The sequence below is a fragment of the Synechococcus sp. JA-3-3Ab genome, assembly GCF_000013205.1.
Lineage (GTDB): Bacteria > Cyanobacteriota > Cyanobacteriia > Thermostichales > Thermostichaceae > Thermostichus.
Map to the genome: position 1 here is coordinate 1817090 of NC_007775.1, position 19076 is coordinate 1836165.

General features: G+C 59.7%; 16 protein-coding genes and 1 tRNA gene. 4 read left to right on the forward strand and 13 right to left on the reverse strand.

What is annotated here, in order from left to right:
- Window positions 1–121 precede the first annotated feature (121 nt).
- A complete protein-coding gene (locus tag CYA_RS08555; protein ID WP_011430642.1) occupies window positions 122–2818 on the reverse strand; it encodes a phycobilisome rod-core linker polypeptide in 2697 nt (898 codons plus the stop codon).
- Between the two features lie 193 nt (window positions 2819–3011).
- Between CYA_RS08555 and CYA_RS08560 the strand changes: the two genes are divergently transcribed.
- The gene (locus CYA_RS08560) at window positions 3012–5210 is read left to right on the forward strand and encodes a glycosyltransferase 61 family protein (RefSeq protein ID WP_228375245.1); all 2199 of its coding nucleotides are present in this window, start codon (window positions 3012–3014) and stop codon (window positions 5208–5210) included.
- On the opposite strand, the gene CYA_RS08565 is transcribed toward CYA_RS08560, so the two are convergent.
- The 12 genes from CYA_RS08565 to nifB all read right to left on the reverse strand — a co-directional run bounded on the left by CYA_RS08565 (window position 5211) and on the right by nifB (window position 17144).
- A tRNA-Leu gene (locus tag CYA_RS08565) sits at window positions 5211–5294 on the reverse strand. It lies immediately after the preceding gene.
- A 156-nt stretch (window positions 5295–5450) separates the two neighbouring features.
- Window positions 5451–6653: an L-lactate MFS transporter gene (locus CYA_RS08570; protein WP_011430644.1), complete on the reverse strand. Its 1203-nt coding sequence runs from the start codon at window positions 6651–6653 to the stop codon at window positions 5451–5453.
- Window positions 6654–6805: 152 nt separating this feature from the next.
- A complete protein-coding gene (nifT, locus tag CYA_RS08575; RefSeq protein WP_011430645.1) occupies window positions 6806–7006 on the reverse strand; it encodes a putative nitrogen fixation protein NifT in 201 nt (66 codons plus the stop codon).
- Window positions 7003–7266 carry a nitrogen fixation protein NifZ gene (locus CYA_RS08580; RefSeq protein ID WP_011430646.1) on the reverse strand — a complete coding sequence of 88 codons (264 nt, stop codon included), beginning with the start codon at window positions 7264–7266 and terminating at the stop codon, window positions 7003–7005. The genes nifT and CYA_RS08580 overlap by 4 nt, the downstream gene beginning before the upstream one ends.
- 135 nt (window positions 7267–7401) lie before the next feature.
- Window positions 7402–8589 carry a homocitrate synthase gene (nifV, locus tag CYA_RS08585; protein WP_011430647.1) on the reverse strand — a complete coding sequence of 396 codons (1188 nt, stop codon included), beginning with the start codon at window positions 8587–8589 and terminating at the stop codon, window positions 7402–7404.
- Window positions 8590–8837: 248 nt separating this feature from the next.
- Complete coding sequence (gene nifK, locus CYA_RS08590) at window positions 8838–10373, reverse strand: nitrogenase molybdenum-iron protein subunit beta (protein WP_011430649.1); 1536 nt, start codon at window positions 10371–10373, stop codon at window positions 8838–8840.
- A gap of 65 nt (window positions 10374–10438) precedes the next feature.
- Window positions 10439–11902 (reverse strand): nitrogenase molybdenum-iron protein alpha chain, encoded by a 1464-nt coding sequence (gene nifD, locus CYA_RS08595; RefSeq protein WP_011430650.1) that lies wholly within the window; start codon window positions 11900–11902, stop codon window positions 10439–10441.
- 96 nt (window positions 11903–11998) lie between these two features.
- Entirely contained in the window at window positions 11999–12877 is an 879-nt protein-coding gene (nifH, locus tag CYA_RS08600) for a nitrogenase iron protein (RefSeq protein ID WP_011430651.1), read from the reverse strand.
- A gap of 277 nt (window positions 12878–13154) precedes the next feature.
- A complete protein-coding gene (nifU, locus tag CYA_RS08605) occupies window positions 13155–14093 on the reverse strand; it encodes a Fe-S cluster assembly protein NifU (RefSeq protein WP_011430652.1) in 939 nt (312 codons plus the stop codon).
- A gap of 56 nt (window positions 14094–14149) precedes the next feature.
- Window positions 14150–15349: a cysteine desulfurase NifS gene (gene nifS / locus CYA_RS08610; RefSeq protein ID WP_041438416.1), complete on the reverse strand. Its 1200-nt coding sequence runs from the start codon at window positions 15347–15349 to the stop codon at window positions 14150–14152.
- Window positions 15350–15388: 39 nt separating this feature from the next.
- Window positions 15389–15682 carry a ferredoxin III, nif-specific gene (gene fdxB / locus CYA_RS08615; RefSeq protein ID WP_011430654.1) on the reverse strand — a complete coding sequence of 98 codons (294 nt, stop codon included), beginning with the start codon at window positions 15680–15682 and terminating at the stop codon, window positions 15389–15391.
- Window positions 15683–15707: 25 nt separating this feature from the next.
- On the reverse strand, window positions 15708–17144 hold the full coding sequence (nifB, locus tag CYA_RS08620; protein WP_011430655.1) for a nitrogenase cofactor biosynthesis protein NifB: 1437 nt from the start codon (window positions 17142–17144) through the stop codon (window positions 15708–15710).
- 771 nt (window positions 17145–17915) lie between these two features.
- Between nifB and CYA_RS08625 the strand changes: the two genes are divergently transcribed.
- From CYA_RS08625 to CYA_RS08635, 3 genes are read left to right on the forward strand one after another with little or no spacing between them, the layout of a single operon-like run.
- Window positions 17916–18209: an Asr1405/Asl0597 family protein gene (locus CYA_RS08625; RefSeq protein WP_011430657.1), complete on the forward strand. Its 294-nt coding sequence runs from the start codon at window positions 17916–17918 to the stop codon at window positions 18207–18209.
- A gap of 54 nt (window positions 18210–18263) precedes the next feature.
- Window positions 18264–18809, forward strand: a complete 546-nt coding sequence (locus tag CYA_RS08630) for a ferritin-like domain-containing protein (RefSeq protein ID WP_011430658.1) — start codon at window positions 18264–18266, stop codon at window positions 18807–18809.
- A gap of 42 nt (window positions 18810–18851) precedes the next feature.
- Window positions 18852–19076: a DUF2949 domain-containing protein gene (locus tag CYA_RS08635; protein ID WP_011430659.1), complete on the forward strand. Its 225-nt coding sequence runs from the start codon at window positions 18852–18854 to the stop codon at window positions 19074–19076.

Here is a 19076-nt window from a genome sequence, read left to right on the forward strand (position 1 = left end):
GGGGGGTATTCCTCAGGGCTTTGCGGGATACCGCCTTCCTGCTCAGAGATAGGCAGGATGCGATCGCTTCTTTCCTGAACCATGTTCAGGAGAGTTCAGCGTGAATGTATCAGCTCCATATCTAGCTGCGGTCATTGCCCACAGGGCTGAAGCTGGGCACTACCAGCTCGTGGTTTTGCTTGGTAAGGCGACCGTACAGCTCCTGCGTGTTGGGGAAGTTGGCCGCCGGCAGGGTGGGGAAGCGGCGATAGGGCACCGTGTCCTCGCCGAAGAGATCGCGATACTCCTGGGTGTTCAGCAGGGCGCGCACAAAGGCTTTCACCCCCTGGGTGGCCAAGATCTGGTTGTACTTGCGGATCTCCTGCTGGTTGAGAGGAGCACGGCCCAGGAAGTGCTTGGTGCCCAGCTCGATCACCTTGGTGTTGGGATAGGGGGCATAGAACTCGGAGCGGTACAGCTCGGAACACCCCAGGGCCTCGATGAACTCCTTGACGGTGATCTCGCCGTTGCGCAGCTTGGACTCGGCAGAACTGAGCTCGGCGCTGATGTTGTAGATGTCCATATCCCGCTCGAAGACCTGCCGGTAGGCGGCGCGGATGAGGTTGTTGACTTCCGCTTTGTTGGCCAGGCTGGTGAGCTTGAAGACAGGGATCTCTTGGCGTACCTTGGGCACCCCCTGCTGGGCCCGCCGCTGGATTTCCAGCTCGCCGGAAGGCATATCCCGAGGCTGACCCAACTTGACAAACAGCGGAATGTCCTCGTCGGTGCGAATGGGCTTGGTTGCAACAGCCATGTCGGTGGAGCCGGGGCGCATCCGCCGCAGCGCCAGGCCGCCGGGGGTGAGGTAGCGCTCATAGGGCACGATATCTTCCCCGAAGACCTGCTGGTACTCCTCGCTGTCGAGGATGGCGTCCACGACGGCGTAGAACCCTTGCTTGGAGGCGATGTCAAATAGGCGGTTCATCTCCTGGCGCCCGTAGGTGGGTCGGCCCAGCAGCTTGCGGTGGATAAACTCGATGGCTTTGCAGACATACAAGCTGGACCAGTACTTGTTGCGGAAGAGATCCGACTTGGCCAGTTGGCGAATAAACTCTTTGACAGGAATTTCCCCCGACTCCAGCTTGATCTCCCAACGGGTTAGCCGTTGGCCTTCGTAGGGCATGTAACCGTACACCTGCTGGTAGCAGGCGCGGATCACCGCTTGCGTCGAGACTTCGCTGCCAACAATCCCCGCCCGCACCCCTAGCCGCCGGCTGCGATCGCCAGGGGTTTGGGTGAGCTTGAAGACTTTGGGACCAAGGCTACCGGGATCCCCCACTGCCTTGGGATTGGTGCGGGCGTTGGTGAGGGCAAAGCCGCGCCGGATGAGGATGCGCTTGACATCCTTGTTGAAGGGGGCGGGGCGGGCGCTGAGGGAACGGGTTTCCTTGGGGAAGATGGCCCCAAATTGGATCTCCAGCGGGTCGTTGCCGGAGCCATAGGCATGCTGATCCGGCAGAGGCCGGTTGTAGCGGGCAAAGAGGGTAATGAACTGGGGCACCTTGCGGCGCGGGGCAGCGTAGGTGTAGAGGTCGAACTTGGCTCCCCAGTTGGCGCTGGTTTGGGCTTCTATCCCCAGCTTGCGCAGGTAGGGCACCGTCTCCTCGCCGAAGTAGTCCCCGTACTCGCGGCTGTCCACCAGGGCGTCCACCAGGCCGGCCAGGCCCTTGCTGGAGACGATGGAGAAGTAGGTCTGCACTTCCTCGCGGGTTTCAGGGGCCCGGCCCAGGAAGTGGCGGAAGGCCAGCTCGACAACGCGGCTGTTAATGTAAGGCTCGTAAAACTGCTTGCGGTAGAGCTCCGATTTGCCCAGGCGGCGAATGAACTCCTTCATGGAGATCTCGCCGTTTTTCACCTTCGACTCCAGGTTGGAAAGCTTGAGGCCGTAGGCGCGGCGGATGTCCCGCTCAAACACCTGCCGGTAGGCGGCCTTGATGACTTCTTCCTTCTCGGCGTTGGACAGCCCCGGCTTCATGGCAAAAACGGGAACTTTCTCGGCAGCCAAGTTGTAAACCTGGGGTAGCTGCAGCCCCTGCAGGGGCAGGCCGTCGGCGGTGCTGGCATTGCGCTGCCGCAGCTTGTCGGAAGGGGCGGGGGCGATGAACTCGCTCAGCAAAACATCGAAATATTGGTTGATGATGGCAACTGCTTCGGCATCTTTGCGGAAGTAGCCAGCCGCCGCCCGTTTCATCTCTTGAATGGCGACAATGGTGGCCTCGGCGGAGCAGGCGTTTTCGATGATCTCCCGCAGGCCGCGGGTGTTGACGGCGATGATACTGGGATCCCCGGCCACCAAAGCGTAGGTGACGTAGCGCAAAAACCAGCTCAGATCCCGCAGCGATTTGCGCATGTTGGCAGCCCCGTAGCGGGAGATGTTGATGGGGCGGAAATTGGGGGGAATCTCCACACCGCTGGCGCTAAAGATGTTGCGGATGGCCTCAATGAATCCGCCGGTGGATTCCACGTAGAAGGCAGTACCCAGCTTGAAGGCTTCTTTCTCGTCTTGGGTCGCTTCTGGCCGCTCCAGATAGGCCATGGGCGAGCCCCCTGTGAAGATGCGGTTGGCTGCCCGGCTGACGATGATTTCCGAATTGGCCGCAATGACCTCGGCAATCTCTAGCCGTTTCAGGCCGCTGGAGAAAAAGTCCTCGAGGCGATCCAGCTCGGTGCGTCCCAGATAGCGATCCTGCTGTTCCGCCTGGGAGATGGTCGATACAGGCACGGTTTGGTAGAGACGGGGGTTGGAAACGACTGCGCCAGCGGATACGTTGATACCCATCGATCTCTTAAACTCCGTTTTGATCGAAAAAACTGCCGACAAAGGCCGAGGACAGTGCCATCGAAGGGGATGAAGAGGCTGACCCGCGACCGGACAAGTATCCCTCTTTGAGCTGAGAAGGATCGCTGTCCGATCCCTGAATGGGAGGCCAAGCCTAGAATACTAGGGGCATGGGCCCAGAGGGGGAGGATTGTTGCAGTTTGTAACACTGTTTCTCATCCACAAAGACATGGCTCCCAACCCAGCTCTACCCCCCCATCTGTTGTCTTCTGCTTTTCTCCTTGAGGATTGGGAGCAGGGGCATTACGAGCACGTCATTCAGGTCTTGCAGCAGGGGCTCGAGCAGGGATCCCTGTCTCCAGAGCTGTATTGGGATCTGGGATCTGCCTATCTCCTGCTGGGTCGGGAACTGGAGGGGCAGCTTGCGTGGCAAGAGGGCTTGGCAATGCTGCATGCAGAGGGCGTGGCCGAATCCGAGGCCGCTTACCACCTGCTGAGGGGCTTGCAGGCTTTGGCGGAAAGGCTGTGGGAGAAGGGCCATTGGCCGCAGGCAGCAGCTCTGTATCGCCAGCTTCTGGAGGTGGGGGATGGGCTTTCTGGGCTGGAGCCGTCTTCTGGCCAGGCTTTGGCTGCCCACCGCATTGGCCTGACCCAAGAGCGGAGCCGGCTGTGGAGCTCGGCAGCGGAGTGGTTTGAGCGGGCTTGCCAACGGGATCCGGCGGCAGCAGAGAGTTTTTGGCGCTGGGGCTTGGCCCTGATGAAGCTGGGCCGTTTGCGAGAGGCGATTTCCCCTCTACAGGAGGCTGCGCGGCTGCGCCCTGAGTGGGGGGATCCCTGGGTACAGATGGGCTTGGCGTGGCTGGATCTGCGGGATCCAGTTCAGGCTGTGCGGTGTTTCCAGGCGGCTGAGGCGCGGGGCACCGGGACGGCGCAACTCTACAGCTACTGGGCGGAAGCGGAAGTGCGGTTGGCTCACCCTGAGGCCGCTTGGGAGAAGGTTTGCCGAGCGGTGGCAGCGGAACGGAATTGGGTGCAGGCGTGGTGCGAGGGCAGCGGCGGGGAAAGCCCTCTGCGATCTGGACTGGAGCAGGCATGCAGGGGAGAGGGATCTGCGAGGATCCCCGATTTCCTGTATTCGGCTTGGCGGCAGCGTTGGGCTCCAGAAGGCGTTGCCCCTCCAGCAGACTCCTTTTCCCAGAGCACTCCCCCTACAACCGACTTCTGGCCGGTGCCAACCCAAGGCTACCTCACCACCCGACAGTGGCATCAGGCCACGGGCGAAGGGGACTACCAACTGCTGGATCCAGGGGGGGTTCTCTGTCTAAAAGCGCCCCCTGCCGCTGATCCCGACATTTTGCAAAAGTTGCGCCCGCAGCGCATCCCCTTGGCAGAGACCTTTGTCGCCCAGATCCCCCGAGGATCCGTCCACGTGGGCCACTATCCCCGCCACCTCTACGCCAGCTTCGCCAGTGGGGTGCTCACCCGCCGGGGAGAATTGCTCGCCGATCTGTCCCTGAGCTTGCCGCCGCCGGAGTTCCTCGACTGGGACTACAGGCCAGATCACCTGCAGCACCACCCCCTGCTGGGCTTGCCCCATCTCCCCCCACCGATCCCACTGGATGGCCCCGTTGCCCTTTTGCCCTTGGGGGCAGTTAATTACTTTCACTGGATGGTGGATATTCTGCCGGCCCTCGATATCCTGCAGCGGTCGGGCGCCCTGGAAAAGGACATCCCCATCTTGATCCACGGGTATCAGGGAAAACCCTTCCAGGTGCAGAGCTTGGCTGCTTTGGGGATCCCAGTCGAGCGCATCCTCAGCTTTGAGCAGTTGGGGGGATCCCATCTGCAAGCCCAGAACCTGATCGTGCCCTCAGCAGGCGCTCCGGTGGGGTGCTTGACGCCTAGGGGATTGGAGGTGCTGCGGCAACTGGCCCAGCCGAGTTTCTCCATTGACCCCTTACAACCGCGGCGAATTTACATCAGCCGTCGGTCTGCCCGCTGGCGGCGGGTGATCAACGAAGCGGAGGTGCTGGCCTGTTTGCACCCTTGGGGATTTGTACCGGTGCAGATGGAAACCCTCTCTCTTCAAGAGCAAATAGCCCTGATGCAGGGGGCAGAGGCGGTGATCGGGATCCACGGGGCGGGCCTAACCAACCTCGCCTTTTGTCAACCCGGCACCACCGTCATCGAGATCTTGCCCAGCAATGCAGTGCTTCCCTATTTTTGGAGTATTGCTCAGGTGGCAGGGTTAAGGTATTTCCCCTTGGTGGCGCCTGTTTGCGATCCGGCTTTGGTGGCTCTTCTTTCCAGCCCCGATTTGGATCGAGAAGATGCCTGGGTTCGGATCCCGGACTTGCTGAATGTGCTGGAACAGACAGGGATCAAGGGATGATGGGATCGGAGGGACTCGAACCCTCACGTTCTTGAGGAACAACGGATTTTAAGTCCGTAGCGTCTACCATTCCGCCACGATCCCAATCTGTCGGCAATAGCCGTACTACTCTACCAAACTGCTTGCCTTGGGGGGGCAAGTCTTTAAGTTGGTTCACCCAGCCCTGCAGTGGAGGGTATGAAGTAGGGGATTGCTGCCCCTGCTGATGGGATCCCTGCTGTGCCCGCTGGCTTGAAGCTCCTACAACTTCTCTTTCAAAAAAACGTTGGCCACCCAGATCCCCACCACCGCCAAGGCGGCCATCCCATAAAAGGTATAGCTATAGCTGCCCAGCCTATCGCGAATTTGCCCCGCGATCATCGTTCCCACCAAGGCCCCAACTCCATAGGCGGTAAACACAATGCCGTAGTTCTGGGCGTAGCGTTCGGGATCAAACAAGCGCAGGGTCAGGGCGGGAGCCATGGCCAGCCACCCCCCCAGGCAAAACCAAAGCAAGGAAAAGGCTACCCAATAGCCCAGAAGGGATCCCTGGGGAGGCAGGAGCATTAGCCCACAGGCCAGCAGGATCAGCCCATAGGAGCCCGTAGTGACCTGATGGGGATGTAAGCGATCGGCCAACCAGCCAAACAGAGGACGGCTGATCCCGTTGAAAATGGCGAAGAGAGCCACGCTGTTGGCAGCCGCAGTGGGATCCAGGCCGATCAGCTCTTCCCCCACAGGACCAGAAATCCCAATGGCGCTTAAACCGATCAGAGTGCCGATGGCATAGCAGATCCACAGGCCATAGAAGGAGGGGTTCCTCAGCAGAGGGAGAGAGCGCCGAGAAGTCAACGGAGAGCGATCTGGGCCATTCGTGGATTTTCTTGGAAAAGGTGAGGAAAGGATCCAATCGGGAGGAGGAAATCTCAGTTGGGTTGCGATCCCCAGGATCACTGCCGCGAAGAGGATCCCCAAAATCAGCAGCGTAGGTCGAACCCCCAGCGCCTCGATCAAGCGGTTGGCTAGAGGAGCGGTAAGCAGGGGGGATAGGCCAAAGCCGACAATGGTGGATCCCACCGCCAATCCCTTGCGATCCGGGAACCAACGGGCTGCCACGGCCATTGGCACTCCATAGGCTATTCCCACACCGCTGCCGGCAATCACCCCATAGCAGAGGGTGATCCACCCAATAGAAGGGGCGAAGCTGGCCAGCCCATAGCCCAAACCCACCAAGCTGCCCCCCAGAGCCAGTACTCGGCGGGATCCCCAGCGGGGGATGACAAACCCTGTGATGGGCATGAGGGTAGCGTAAAACACGAGGGCAACGGTGTAGGGCAGCAGGCTCTCACTGGCCCCAATCCCCAGCTCTGTTTCCAGGGGCTTGCGGAAAATGCTCCAGGAATAGACGGTTCCCAGGCAAAGAAGAACCAGGAGCCCCTGGAGGATAAAAAGCCATCTCCCCATATGGGCCGGTTGTCCATACAAAGTAACGGGGAATCCAACCCTTTTCATGGGTATCTAGAGCTTGTTGGAGCTGAGTTCAACCCATTCTCTCAGCCCTTTCGGGGATGAGCCGATAGGAATAGAATTGCTTGAATTGTTCAGCCAACCGTTGGCTAGAGGCGTTTGGCCTCTACCGTCTTGGGCAGAGATAAAGGCTCCGGCAGCTCCGGGATGGACAATTCCCAACCGTTGCTCAAGGTGAAAATGGTTTCCCCGGCCTCTGAACGGGTGGCCACAACCGATTCTTCCAGATCTTTTTTGGGAACGTAGACCATCAAATGCCCGTAGGCACTTTCGTGCAGGATGACTTTCATAGCCCTTTCTCCACAAGTTCCAGCTCTTGGGCACGGCACCCCACCACCAAGCCTTTGGCCAAGCAGTGGACGGCATAGACGTAAAACCGTTGTAGAAAGGTGCCAATGGAAATCACGTAACCTTCGTCGCCCGGAACGGCCAAGATTTTCCCCACCGGCTGGCCGAAGAAGGTGCCATCGTTGCGGATGACCTTACGGATGCGGACTTTGTCGCCCAGCTCAAATTGGGGAGGGCGATCCAGCTCCAGTTCGTCGCTCATGGGGTACCTCCTGTGATTTCTGCCAGCACCTGACAAAGCTCTTGGCGGGTTAGGCTGCGGCCTACTTGGCGCGCCCGTCGAGACACGGCTGCCAAAATGGCCTGAGATTTGGAAGTTTCCTTTCCGGACAAGCGGTTAGACAACATCGGGATGGCTTTCCTCTGGGATGGGTTCTGGAGTGTGTTGCGCCCATTGCGTCAGCGTTGCGCGGCAATAACGGGCCAGTTCCGCCGGTGGGATCGGATGCTTGCAATGGGTGACGTGCTGCCGCACCTGTTCCAGGAGCTTTTCCAGTTGGCCAGGTGGGATCTGCTCGACAGGGATCCCGTGTTCCTTGAGGATCTGGAGCAGCAAATGCCGGCCGGAGTGTTTGCCCAACACCAGCCGCCGCTGGCTGCCTACCGCCTCTGGTGGGAAAGGCTCATAGGTCTGGGGATCCCGTAGCACCCCTGCAGCGTGAATGCCCGACTCGTGGGCAAAGGCGTTGTCGCCAACGATGGCCTTCCAGGGGGGGAGGGGAGCACCGCTGGCCCGTGCCACCTGTTGAGACAGCTCCCGCAAACGGCGGGTATCCACCCCAACATCGATCCCCAAGGTGCAGCGCAAAGCCATCACCACCTCTTCCAAGGGGGCATTGCCGGCCCGTTCCCCCAAGCCGTTGACGGTGGTGTTCACCGACTGAGCGCCGGCGCGGATCCCGGCTAAGGCATTGGCAGTGGCCATGCCCAGGTCGTCGTGGGTATGCATCTCCACAGGGATATCGATGGCCCGCACCAGGCGGCGAATCTGCTTGTAGGTGCTAAAAGGATCCAAAACGCCCACCGTATCGCAGTAGCGGAAGCGCCGACAGCCCCAGCTTTGGGCCATTTGGGCCAGCTCGATGACCTGCTCCAGGGAGGTGCGGCTGGCATCTTCTGCCCCCACCGAGACCCACAGCCCCTGCTCCAAGGCCATCTCCACGCATTGGCGCAACTGTCGCAGCAGCCGAGGGCGATCCCCTTGGAACTTGGCAGCGATTTGCCGATCCGAGACCGGCACGGAGATGTGGATCCGCTTGAGGCCGCAACGAATAGAGGCGAGGATATCGCTGGGCACAGCCCGGTTCCACCCCAGCAGGTGGGCCCGCAGCCCCAGGCTGAGCATGGCGCGAATGGCTTCCGTTTCCACGGCGCCCATGGCCGGGATCCCCACCTCAATTTCGGGTACGCCAATGGCATCCAAGAGGGCAGCAATGGAGATTTTCTCGGGGATTTGGAAGGCTACCCCTGCCGCTTGCTCCCCATCGCGTAGGGTGGTGTCGTTGATGGTGATAGAGGAATTCATGGGATCCATCCTCCAAGACCTACGGCCCGCCTAGGCAATCGGTAACCGTCGATGGTGCTCCGCACCGCTGGCGCGACCCCGGTTGCGTCAGGGCAATCATGTCCAGGGTAGAAAGCTCAACCGAAGTTCTGGCAGAATTCATCAGATTCCTGTAAGGCTTGGCTGTTCCTCTTAGCGGGGTGGAGTCTTTGGAGCAGGGGATCCTTGACAAGATCTATCTAGCCTCTGGGATCCCCCTACTCCGGAAGCTAACGAATTAAGTCGAAGGAAAAATCGGTTTTGCCGGGGATGATGCTGCGCCGATCTGCCTCATCCAGAATGGTGTTGACAATCCAGTTAAGGAGGTTGAGCGCCCCCACATAGCCATAGGTGGGATAGCGATGCAGATGGTGGCGGTCGAAGATGGGGTAGCCGATGCGCACCAAAGGCGTGCCCGTATCCCGCCACAGGTATTTGCCGTAGGAATTGCCGATCAGCAGATCCACCGGCTCGGTGAACATCAGAGAGCGCAGATGCCAGAGATCCTTGCCCCCCCAGACGGTTGCCCCCTGTCCATAGGGACTGGAGGCCAGCAGTGCCCGCGCCTCGGCTTCGAACTCCTCGTTGCTGTTGGTCACCACCACATGGATCGGCTCCGCTCCCAGCTCCAGCAACAGGCTGAGCAAGCCCATCACCAGATCCGGATCCCCATACAGGGCTACCCGCTTGCCGTGGATCCACGCTTGGGAGTCCGTGAAAGCATCCACCGCCCGGCCCCGTTCGATCTCCAGCTCGGCGGGAATGGGCTTGCCCGTTAACTGGGATAGCTGCATCAAAAACTCATCCGTGCCCCGAATACCCACTGGCCGCGCCGTCAGGGTGGGCCGACCCGAGGCCTCTGCTAGAAACTCCAGGGTCTTGGGCGTGGTGTAGCGCTGGAAGGAAAAAGTAGCCTCGGCGTTGAGGCATTGGGCAGCCGCCTCCAAAGGGGTTCCTCCGGGATACATGTGGAAAGTGCCGTCGTTGGGCGAATCCAAATAGTCGGAGTTGTCCGCCAGCAGGGTCAGCGGGATCCCGAATAAGCCGAAGATGCGCTTGATCTCCCGCAAGTTGCCCATGTAGGTATCGAAGCCAGGGATGACGTTGATGTAGCCATTGCTACCCGTGCGGCCCACCGGCTCGGTGAGGGTGCTGAGAATGGCCTTGAGCATGTTGTCGTAGCCGGTGATGTGGGATCCCACAAAGCTTGGCGTGTGGGCATAGGGCACCGGGAAGTCGCGGGAAATCACTCCCTCATTTCTGGCCGTGGTGATGAAGGCCCCCAGGTCATCCCCGATCACCTCCGCCATGCAGGTGGTGCACACGGCGATCATCTTGGGCTTGTAGAGGGCGTAGGCATTTTCCAGTCCCTCGATTAGGTTTTTGAGGCCGCCAAACACCGCCGCATCTTCCGTCATCGAGGTGGAGACCGCCGAAAAGGGCTCCTTAAAGTGGCGGGTGAGATGGGTGCGAAAATAGGCCACACACCCCTGGGATCCATGGACGAAGGGCAAAGTTCCCTCGAAGCCGACAGCGGCGAAGATGGCCCCTAAGGGCTGGCAAGCCTTGGCAGGGTTTATCGTCAAAGCTTCCCGCTGAAAGTTTTTCTCCCGGTATTCCCAAGATTTTGTCCATTCGGCCACCCGGGCCACTTCTTCCGGGGAAGGGAGATCTTCAAAGGTTTGCTTGCACTGCAGAAGCGCCTGATATTCCGGATCTTGAAACAGGCGGGCGTGATCTTTGATGTCTTGGATATCTTGCGGCATGGTCGGTCTCCTAATGAGGGGCAGGGGAAGGAAGGGCCGTTGGCGTCTGGGATCCCGGCGGCAAGCTAAGACTTCCAGGGGGCTTTGACCAGATCCCAGGTGGGGCTATTCAAGGCCAGATCCATATCGCGGGCGAACACGGCAAAGCCGTCGTAGCCGTGGTAGGGGCCGGAGTAGTCCCAAGAGTGCATCTGGCGGAAGGGCAAAGCCATCTTTTGAAAGACGTACTTCTCCTTGATGCCGGAGGCGATGAGATCTGGCTTCAACCTCTTGGCAAATTCTTCAAACTCGTAGCCGGACACGTCATCGTAGATGAGGGTGCCGTCGTCGATGTACTGGGTGGTGCGCTTGTAGTCGTCGCCGTGGCCGAATTCGTAGCCGGTGGCAATCACCTCCATGCCCAGCTCCCGGAAGGCCGGGATGACGTGGCGGGGTCGCAGTCCGCCCACCATCAGCATCACCCGTTTGCCCTCGAGGCGGGGACGATACTTGGCAATGACAGCCTCGCTCTGGGGCTGGTACTTGGCGATCACCTGCTCCGCCTTGGCCTGAATGGTCTCGTCGAACCGCTGGGCGATGGCCCGCAGCGACTTGGCAATTTGGGTGGGGCCAAAGAAGTTGAACTCCAGCCAGGGGATCCCGTAGGCTTCCTCCATGTGGCGGCAGATGTAGTTCATGGAGCGGTAGCAGTGGATGAGATTCAGCTTCACCCGAGGGGCAAGCAGCATCTCGTTCCAGGTGCCATCGCCGGAAAACTGGGTCACTACCCGCAGGCCCATCTCCTCCAGCAAAATCCGGGAAGACCAAGCGTCGCCGCCGATGTTGTAGTCCCCAATCAGGGCCACATCGTAGGGGCCGGGCTCAAAGTTGAGGGATCCCTCCTTCGCTTTCTTGTCAGCAATGGGCAAAACCCAGTCCCGCACCGTATCGTTGGCGATGTGGTGGCCCAGGGACTGGGAGACCCCCCGAAAGCCTTCGCAGCGCACCGGTACCACCGGCTTGCCAATTTCTTTGGAAACTCTCTTGGCCACTGCCTCGATGTCATCCCCGATCAAGCCGACGGGGCATTCGGACTGGATGGTAATGCCTTTGGCCAAGGGGAAGAGTTCGCTGGCTTCCACCAAGAGTTTGGCCAGTTTTTTGTCCCCCCCGAACACCACATCTCGCTCCTGAAAATCGGAGGTGAACTGCATGGTAACGAAGGTATCTACCCCGGTTGTGCCGACGTAGTAATTGCGCCTTCCCGACCAGGAGTAGTAGCCGCAGCCCACGGGGCCATGGCTGAGGTGGATCATGTCTTTGACCGGCCCCCACACCACCCCCTTGGAACCGGCATAGGCACAGCCGCGAGTGGTCATGACGCCGGGGATCGACTTGATGTTGGACTTTACTCCGCAATCCGTTTTGCCCTCGTCATAGACGTTGAGGTGTTTGGCTCGCTTTTGCTTGGCCTTTTCCGGATAGGTTTCCAGAACTTCTGCAATAACTTTTCGGTTTTCCTCTTTGAGGGCGCTTTTTGGAGTAGTCATGGGAAGAGCCTCATCTACTGGATTTTTTTGAGAAAGAAACTAGGGGGAACCGAGGGCCGAGGGAGGAAGGGATCCACCCCCAGCCCATCTTTAAGTTCACACTGGGGCCAACTCTTTTTCGGTTTTGCCGATGAGGTGGGCGATTTTCTGGTCGTCGTCCAAAACGCCGAACTCTATCAACAACTGCTCCAGCTCATCCATAGAGATGGGGGTGGGGATCCTCAGATCCGTGTTGTTGATGATCTTTTTGGCCAAGGCCCGATACTCGTCAGCTTGGTTGCAGTCGGGGGAGTACTCGATCACCGTCATGCGGCGCAATTCTGCGTGCTGAACCACATTGTCGCGGGGGATGAAATGCAGCATCTTGGTGTTCAGCTTTTCGGCCAGAGCTTCGATCAGCTCGATCTCGCGATCCACTTTGCGGCTGTTGCAGATCAAGCCACCCAAGCGCACGCCGCCAGAGTAGGCGTATTTCAGCACGCCGCGGGCGATGTTGTTGGCCGCATACATGGCCATCATTTCGCCGGAGCAAACAATGTAGATCTCTTGGGCCTTGCCCTCCCGAATGGGCATGGCAAAACCGCCGCAGACCACGTCCCCCAGCACGTCGTAGCAGACAAAGTCCAGATCCTCGTAGGCACCGTTTTCTTCCAAGAAATTGATGGCGGTGATGATGCCTCGTCCGGCACAGCCAACACCAGGCTCGGGGCCACCGGATTCCACGCAGCGCACCCCTCGGTAGCCGGTGAGCACCACTTCTTCCAGCTCCACGTCTTCTACGGATCCCCGCTCAGCCGCCAGGTGAAGGACGGTGGTCTGGGCTTTGCAGTGCAACATGAGGCGGGTGGAATCGGCCTTCGGGTCGCAGCCGACGATCATGATCCGCTGCCCCAATTCGGCCATACCGGCAACGGTATTCTGACAGGTGGTGGATTTGCCGATACCGCCTTTGCCGTAGAATGCAATTTGTCTCATGGTTCAGTTCTCCTAATGAAGACTTGAGGAAAAACTTGAGGGCGACTTAAGGGTTAGAAATCTCTTGCCAATGGGCGCAACTGGTCGCATTAGCGAGACGGGATCCTTACTGCAAAGGATTTCAGCTCGCGGGAAGGCAGCCTTGGATCCCTTGGAATCCAAAAGCAAACCGGTCGAGCGGTGGGGCTCTCCCGAATCGAGGCAGGAGATGGGGGAAGCGACGGGGAGTAACAGTGGGGCAGATCATAGGGCTCTCAGGCTTATCGAGAATGGGCAACTAGAGGGCATGCACGGTTAAGGTGGGCCACACCTGTTCTTGCAGGCGGGTTTCGATGAGCAACCGCAGGGTGTTTTGCTGGCTGGGGCAGGTGGTGCAGGATCCCTTGAGGCGTACCCACACCTGATCCCCTTCCAGGTCGTACAGCTCCACATCGCCGCCATCGGCCAACAGCAGCGGGCGAACTTCCTCCTCCAGGACGGCCTGAATGCGGGCGATCTTTTGCAAGGTGGTGAGGGGAGGGGGTGTCGCTGTTGCCGAGACAGGAGAGGGAGCAGCGGGAGAGGGCTCTGTCTGGTTTTGGGAGTTCCCTTTTGAATTTCTTGAATCTTCTGAAGGGGTTGCGTCAGTCTCGGCCAGAACGGCGGCGATCAGGTCTTCAATCTGGGCCAGGCAGGAGCCACAACCGCCGCCCGCTTTGCTGTAGGCTGTTACTTCCTCAGCGGAGGTGAGGTGGTTTTCCCGGATCAGGCGGCGGATCTTTTGCTCGCTGACGCCAAAGCAGGAGCAGACCAAAGCGCTGTCATCATCCGTGTGGTCAGGCAGAGGAAGGCCGCGATAGCTGTAGATGGCTGCCTCCAGAGCCTCTTGCCCCATCACCGAGCAGTGCATCTTGGCGGGGGGCAAGCCGCCCAGGTAATCGGCGATTTGGCGGTTGTCGATCCGCAGGGCTTCATCCAGAGTGAGGCCGGTGATTAGCTCCGTCAGGGCCGAGGAAGAGGCAATGGCGCTGGTGCAGCCGAAGGTTTGGAAGCTGGCAGCCAAGATGCGCTCGCTAGCCTCGTCCACCTTTAAGTAGAGCCGCAGGGCATCGCCACAGGTGATGCTGCCCACTTCTCCCACCACCACCCGAACACCAGGCTCGGAGCTGGGATCCATCGCCCCTTGGTTTTTGGGGTGGTAGAAGAGTTCCAAAACTTTTTCGCTGTAGTCCCACATGGCTGGATCCTGAGTTGAGGATGCTAACGGTCGAGGGAAGATGAGTTTGAGGGGGGTCAGCGGCGAGCCAGTTCCCGTTCCTGCTGTTGCAGCCAGTCTTCCGCCTCGTGGCTGAAGGGGGAGATGGCCCGCAAATGCTCAATGATCCCCGGCAAAACCTCCAGCACCCGCTCCACCTCTGCCGGCTGGGTAAAGCGGGAGAGGCTGAAGCGGATTGAGCCGTGCAAAACGGTGTAGGGCAGGCGCATGGCCCGCAGCACATGGGAGGGTTCCAGGGATCCGGAAGTGCAGGCGGAGCCGGAGGAGGCGCAGATGCCGTATTTGTTCAGCCAGAAGAGGATCGCTTCCCCTTCCACGAACTTGAAGCCCAAGTTGGTGGTGTTGGGCAGCCGCTGAGTGGGGTGGCCGTTAACCTGGACATCCGGGATCCGCTGTAGCAAGCCCTGCTCCAAGCGATCCCGCAGCAGCCGCTCATGGGGATCCCCGAGGTGGGCTTGGGCCAGCTCCGCTGCCTTGCCCAGGGCGATGATGCCCGGCACATTTTCCGTCCCGGCGCGGCGGCCTCGCTCCTGATGCCCTCCCAGCAGCAACGGACGGAAGCGCAAGCCCCGCCGCACATAGAGAGCGCCGATCCCCTTGGGGGCATGCAGCTTGTGCCCGGAAAGGGTGAGGAGATCCACCGGCAGGCGCTGCAGATCGAGAGGGATCTTGCCCACCGCCTGCACTGCGTCCACATGGACAACAGCCCCATAGCTGCGAGCCAGGGATCCCACCGCCTCGATGGGGAAAAGCACGCCCGTCTCGTTGTTGGCGGCCATGCAGCTCACCAGGGCAGTATCGCCGGTCAGGGCTGCTTCCAACTCCAGCAAGTCCAGGCAGCCTTGCTCATCCACCGAGAGGTAGGTGACGCGGTAGCCTTGCTTTTCCAGGTGCTTGCAGACGTTGAGCACCGAGGCGTGCTCTACCTGCGTGGTGATGATGTGGCGCTTCTGGGGTTGGGCTGCCAAGGCTGCATAAATGGCCGTGGTGTTGCCTTCGGTGCCGCCACTGGTGAAGACAATCTCCGTCGGGTCGGCTCCCAGAAGGGCTGCCACCTGTTCGCGGGCTTGGTTAAGGGCACGCCCCACCTGGCCGCCAAAACTGTGCATCGAGGAGGGGTTGCCGTAGAAGGTCTGCAAATAGGGCAGCATCGCCTCCAGAACCAGGGGATCCACGGCGGTGGTGGCGTTGTTGTCCAGGTAGATCACGGGGTTCATACAGGCTCCGAATCGATACAAGGTAGGGGTTGGGCAACGTTAAACGGCTTGCGGAGCGTGGGAATGGCACTGCTTTGGGCAAATGCGGGCGCAAGCCTGACAGCCGATGCAGAGGGCGGCATTGAGGATGGTCATCACTTTGCGCTCACTTTCTTCTTCCTCTTCGTTGTCGACAAACTCGCCGTCTTCGTTGAGGGCTCTGAGGGCAAACACACCACGGCCACAGACTTTGAGGCAACGGCTACAGCCGAGGCAGCGGCTGATATCCAGGCTTTCGATAAACTGTGGGATCCAGGGCAGTCCGCCTTTGGTGAGAGCAGTTGCAGTAGCCATGGCCGCGTCTCCAAAAGATGAGGTCTCAAGATCGGGAAGATTTGCTGTCCAGGGCCTGGTTGACCAACCAGGTGCGGTAAAACTTGAGGGCCACCGTTTCGATGAGGTCGTAGTCTTCCACCACTTCGATGCCGGCCTCGCGAATACGCTTCATGGGGCAATCGCCGATCTTGGAGACCAGCACGGCTCGGCAATCCCTGATGAGATCCAGGATTTGCTCTAGGTTGTTGTCCTCCCCGGATCCCCCGTGGCAGTACTGCGGAACCTTGCGGTGGCCGACAAACTGCGCCCCACGGGCGTTGACCTCGTAGATCAAAAACTCCCGCGCATGGCCGAAGTGGCGATTGACCAGGCCGCCGCCTTTGCTGGCTACGGCCACCAGGATGGAGGGGCTGTCGGGAGGCAGGTCGGCTGTCCAGTGGGTTGGGGTTGACTGCTGCTGAGCTTGCAGTTGGGCAATGCTTGCCTGGACCTGGCGGCGTTTTTCGGGGTCGTATTCGGGGGTCATCTGCATAAAGCGCTCCTTGGTAAACTCTTGGCTGCGGTCTTCCCCCAGCAGGCCCACCGCGTCCGCCCGACACTGGCGACAGTGGCGCATCATCCGCATGTTGCCGGAGCACCGATCTTGCAGGGCTTTCAACTCCTGAGGGGTGGGGCCCCGCTGGCCGATAAGGCCGAAGTAGGTGCCGTGTTCAGGCGCCGAGATCAGGGGCATGATGTTGTGCAAGAAAGCCCCTTTCTCCTGGATCACCCGGTTCACTTCCAGCAGGTGGGTGTCGTTGATGCCGGGAATGAGAACGGAGTTGACTTTGCAGAGGATGTCTGCCTCCCGCAACAGATCCAGGCTTTCCATCTGCCGCTCGTGCAGGATGCGGGCTGCCTCCACCCCCCGAATGCGCTTGCGCCGCCAGCGGATCCAGGGGTAGATCCTGGCCCCGATCTCTGGATCCACCATGTTGATGGTCAGGGTGACGTGGTCGATGTTCAGCCGTTTGATCTCGTCGATGTAGTCCGGCAACATCAGGCCGTTGGTGGAAAGGCAGAGCTTGAGATCCGGAGCTTTCTCGGCAATGCGGGCAAAGGTCTCGAAGGTTTGCTTGGGGTTGGCCAAGGGATCCCCAGGCCCAGCAATGCCCACCACCGTCAGTTGCGGGATCTTGCCGGCAATCACCAGCACTTTGTGGGCGGCTTCCGCCGGGGTCAGCAGCTCGCTGACCACACCGGGCCGGCTCTCGTTGGCACAGTCGAACTTGCGGTTGCAGTAGTTGCACTGGATGTTGCAGGCGGGGGCTACCGCCACGTGCATGCGGGCGTAGTGATGGTGAGCTGCTTCGCTGTAGCAGGGATGGGTGGCGATGCGTTGCTGCAGATGAGGGGGGAGAGCCTGGCGGGGGCTGCTGCTGCAAGCGCAGGCCGATGGGAAGGGGGATCCCTGGCGGGGCGGAGTTGAAAGGGGCGGCATAGTGGGGTCAACCAGGGGATAGAACGTTACTGGCGGTTATATCAACCGCCCTCTGCCCGCTCCGTTGCACTCAGCCCGGTAGAACTGATCGAGTTTATTGGCTTTGTACTCAAGACCTGCAAAGCCTGATGGCAGGCCAAATCCAACTTTTTTTAGGGGTCAAGGGTCTGGTTTTTCAAGGCCGGGGATGCCGTATTTTGACCCAAAGGGGCGGGGGATCCGGCTGTGGGGAGGATCCCCGGAATCCCTGATTCGACAAGGGCTTGGGGCAATGCTTAGGAAATACTAAAAATCTGCTCAGATGCACTCAAGCGCCGCAGCCTCGGCTGCGTTTTGCATCAATTGCTACGATTTAATATCGTATCAGCCCAAAAGTGTATTGAAAATAGCCGTTTGAGTTTGAGGAAAGATCCCCCTGGGGCAAAGTCCTCGCCAAGGAAGTGAAGACTATTGCGGCGGCAGGCCGTCGGACTTTCTTGTTGTGACAGGGGGGATGTACTCGCTCAAATACCCATACCCTTCCCCAAAAATACCGGATCCCTGCGGGCAAAAGACTCAACCCCCTGCCCTCAGAAAAACTTTTTTTGCCCTCTGGGCCAAGCTTCCAGGGTTTGAGTACATCGGCAATAACTCAATCAATCCTGATCGCCCGCTGCCAAGCCTGAGCCCCTGCAGCCGCTTGCTATAAGCGGGGGATATAAGCGGGGGAACAGAAACCCAACGGTTCTGCCCTCTGCTGAGACTCCCTCCTGCTTCCCAACCGGTGAGCTTATGTCCCCCCTTGTTTCTCCCCCACCGAAAACGGCTGAAGTGCTGCAGGTGCCCCGTTGCGATCGCTGGCGGATTCTCTACCGTCTGCAGGAGCTGGATTTGACCTGTGGCTGTACCCCGACCGGCCAACTGTGGGTGATGATTCGCACCCCCACCGAAGCCCTCCTCGTCCACAGTGTGCTCCGCCTTTTCGCCCTTGACCGCTCTGGCTGGCTGAATTGGTTGGATCGCTGCTGGTCTCTCCAAACCTGGGATCCCCCTGAGAGATCTGCAGGAGGGGATGACCACCCCTGAACCTCTGCCGTTTGCCTCCTTGCTTCTCCTGTTCACCTCGTTTTGGTAGCGCCAATGAGCACTCCATCCCCCTCGACTCGCTCCTTCCAACAAGTCCGAGACAACCCCGTTCACCTGGGACGGGAGATCACGGTTCCCATCTGCGAGGGCCTCAACCTAGTTTGGGCCAGTCTTCAGGGGCTGTATTTGCAGTATCTGAAGCACCATCTGGTTGTGGAAGGAGCAGAGTTCTACTCAATTCACCAATTTTTCAACGAAAGTCTACAGGAAGTTCAGAACCACGCCCATGAGGTGGGGGAGCGCCTGAACGGCCTGGGTGGGATCCCGGCCTCCAGCTTTGCCAAGCTGGCGGAGCTGTGCTGCTTCAGCCCGGAAGGGGACGATGCATTGGCCGTGCGGCCCATGCTGGAAGCGGATTTGCGGGCCGAGCAAAGCCTAATCGATCTGCTGCGTCGCCAGGCGGCTCTGGCGGAAAGTGTTGGGGATCGCGCCACCCGTCACCTCTACGAGCAGATTTTGCTGCGGACGGAAGAACGGGCCTTTCACCTGGCCCACTTTCTGGCTGCCGACAGCTTGGTTTTGGGCTTGTCCCCATCCTAGCTTGCCCATCTACGCCCACCCCTCGTTTTGGGAGACTCTGCCATGCTTACCCCCGATCGGGCGCCGCTGCTCCAGTTTTTGCAAGTCGAGCTTGGGATCCCGGAATCCGCCCTCACCTTCGCCCTGAAACGGCATGGGTGTGAACAGGGCCCCCTGCCGATGATCCTCTGGCATTACGGGCTGATTTCCTTGGAGCAACTGGAGCAGATTTTTGAATGGTGTGCTCCCCCTCCTCTTGTTACCAATTCTACCCATTCGGAGGTTTAA

Coding starts and splice junctions, on each gene's coding strand:
- CYA_RS08555 (WP_011430642.1), bottom strand. CDS start 2,818: ATGGGTATCAACGTATCCGCTGGCGCAGTCGTTTCCAACCCCCGTCTC.
- CYA_RS08570 (WP_011430644.1), bottom strand. CDS start 6,653: ATGGGGAGATGGCTTTTTATCCTCCAGGGGCTCCTGGTTCTTCTTTGC.
- nifT (WP_011430645.1), bottom strand. CDS start 7,006: ATGAAAGTCATCCTGCACGAAAGTGCCTACGGGCATTTGATGGTCTAC.
- CYA_RS08580 (WP_011430646.1), bottom strand. CDS start 7,266: ATGAGCGACGAACTGGAGCTGGATCGCCCTCCCCAATTTGAGCTGGGC.
- nifV (WP_011430647.1), bottom strand. CDS start 8,589: ATGAATTCCTCTATCACCATCAACGACACCACCCTACGCGATGGGGAG.
- nifK (WP_011430649.1), bottom strand. CDS start 10,373: ATGCCGCAAGATATCCAAGACATCAAAGATCACGCCCGCCTGTTTCAA.
- nifD (WP_011430650.1), bottom strand. CDS start 11,902: ATGACTACTCCAAAAAGCGCCCTCAAAGAGGAAAACCGAAAAGTTATT.
- nifH (WP_011430651.1), bottom strand. CDS start 12,877: ATGAGACAAATTGCATTCTACGGCAAAGGCGGTATCGGCAAATCCACC.
- nifU (WP_011430652.1), bottom strand. CDS start 14,093: ATGTGGGACTACAGCGAAAAAGTTTTGGAACTCTTCTACCACCCCAAA.
- nifS (WP_041438416.1), bottom strand. CDS start 15,349: ATGAACCCCGTGATCTACCTGGACAACAACGCCACCACCGCCGTGGAT.
- fdxB (WP_011430654.1), bottom strand. CDS start 15,682: ATGGCTACTGCAACTGCTCTCACCAAAGGCGGACTGCCCTGGATCCCA.
- nifB (WP_011430655.1), bottom strand. CDS start 17,144: ATGCCGCCCCTTTCAACTCCGCCCCGCCAGGGATCCCCCTTCCCATCG.
- CYA_RS08625 (WP_011430657.1), top strand. CDS start 17,916: ATGTCCCCCCTTGTTTCTCCCCCACCGAAAACGGCTGAAGTGCTGCAG.
- CYA_RS08630 (WP_011430658.1), top strand. CDS start 18,264: ATGAGCACTCCATCCCCCTCGACTCGCTCCTTCCAACAAGTCCGAGAC.
- CYA_RS08635 (WP_011430659.1), top strand. CDS start 18,852: ATGCTTACCCCCGATCGGGCGCCGCTGCTCCAGTTTTTGCAAGTCGAG.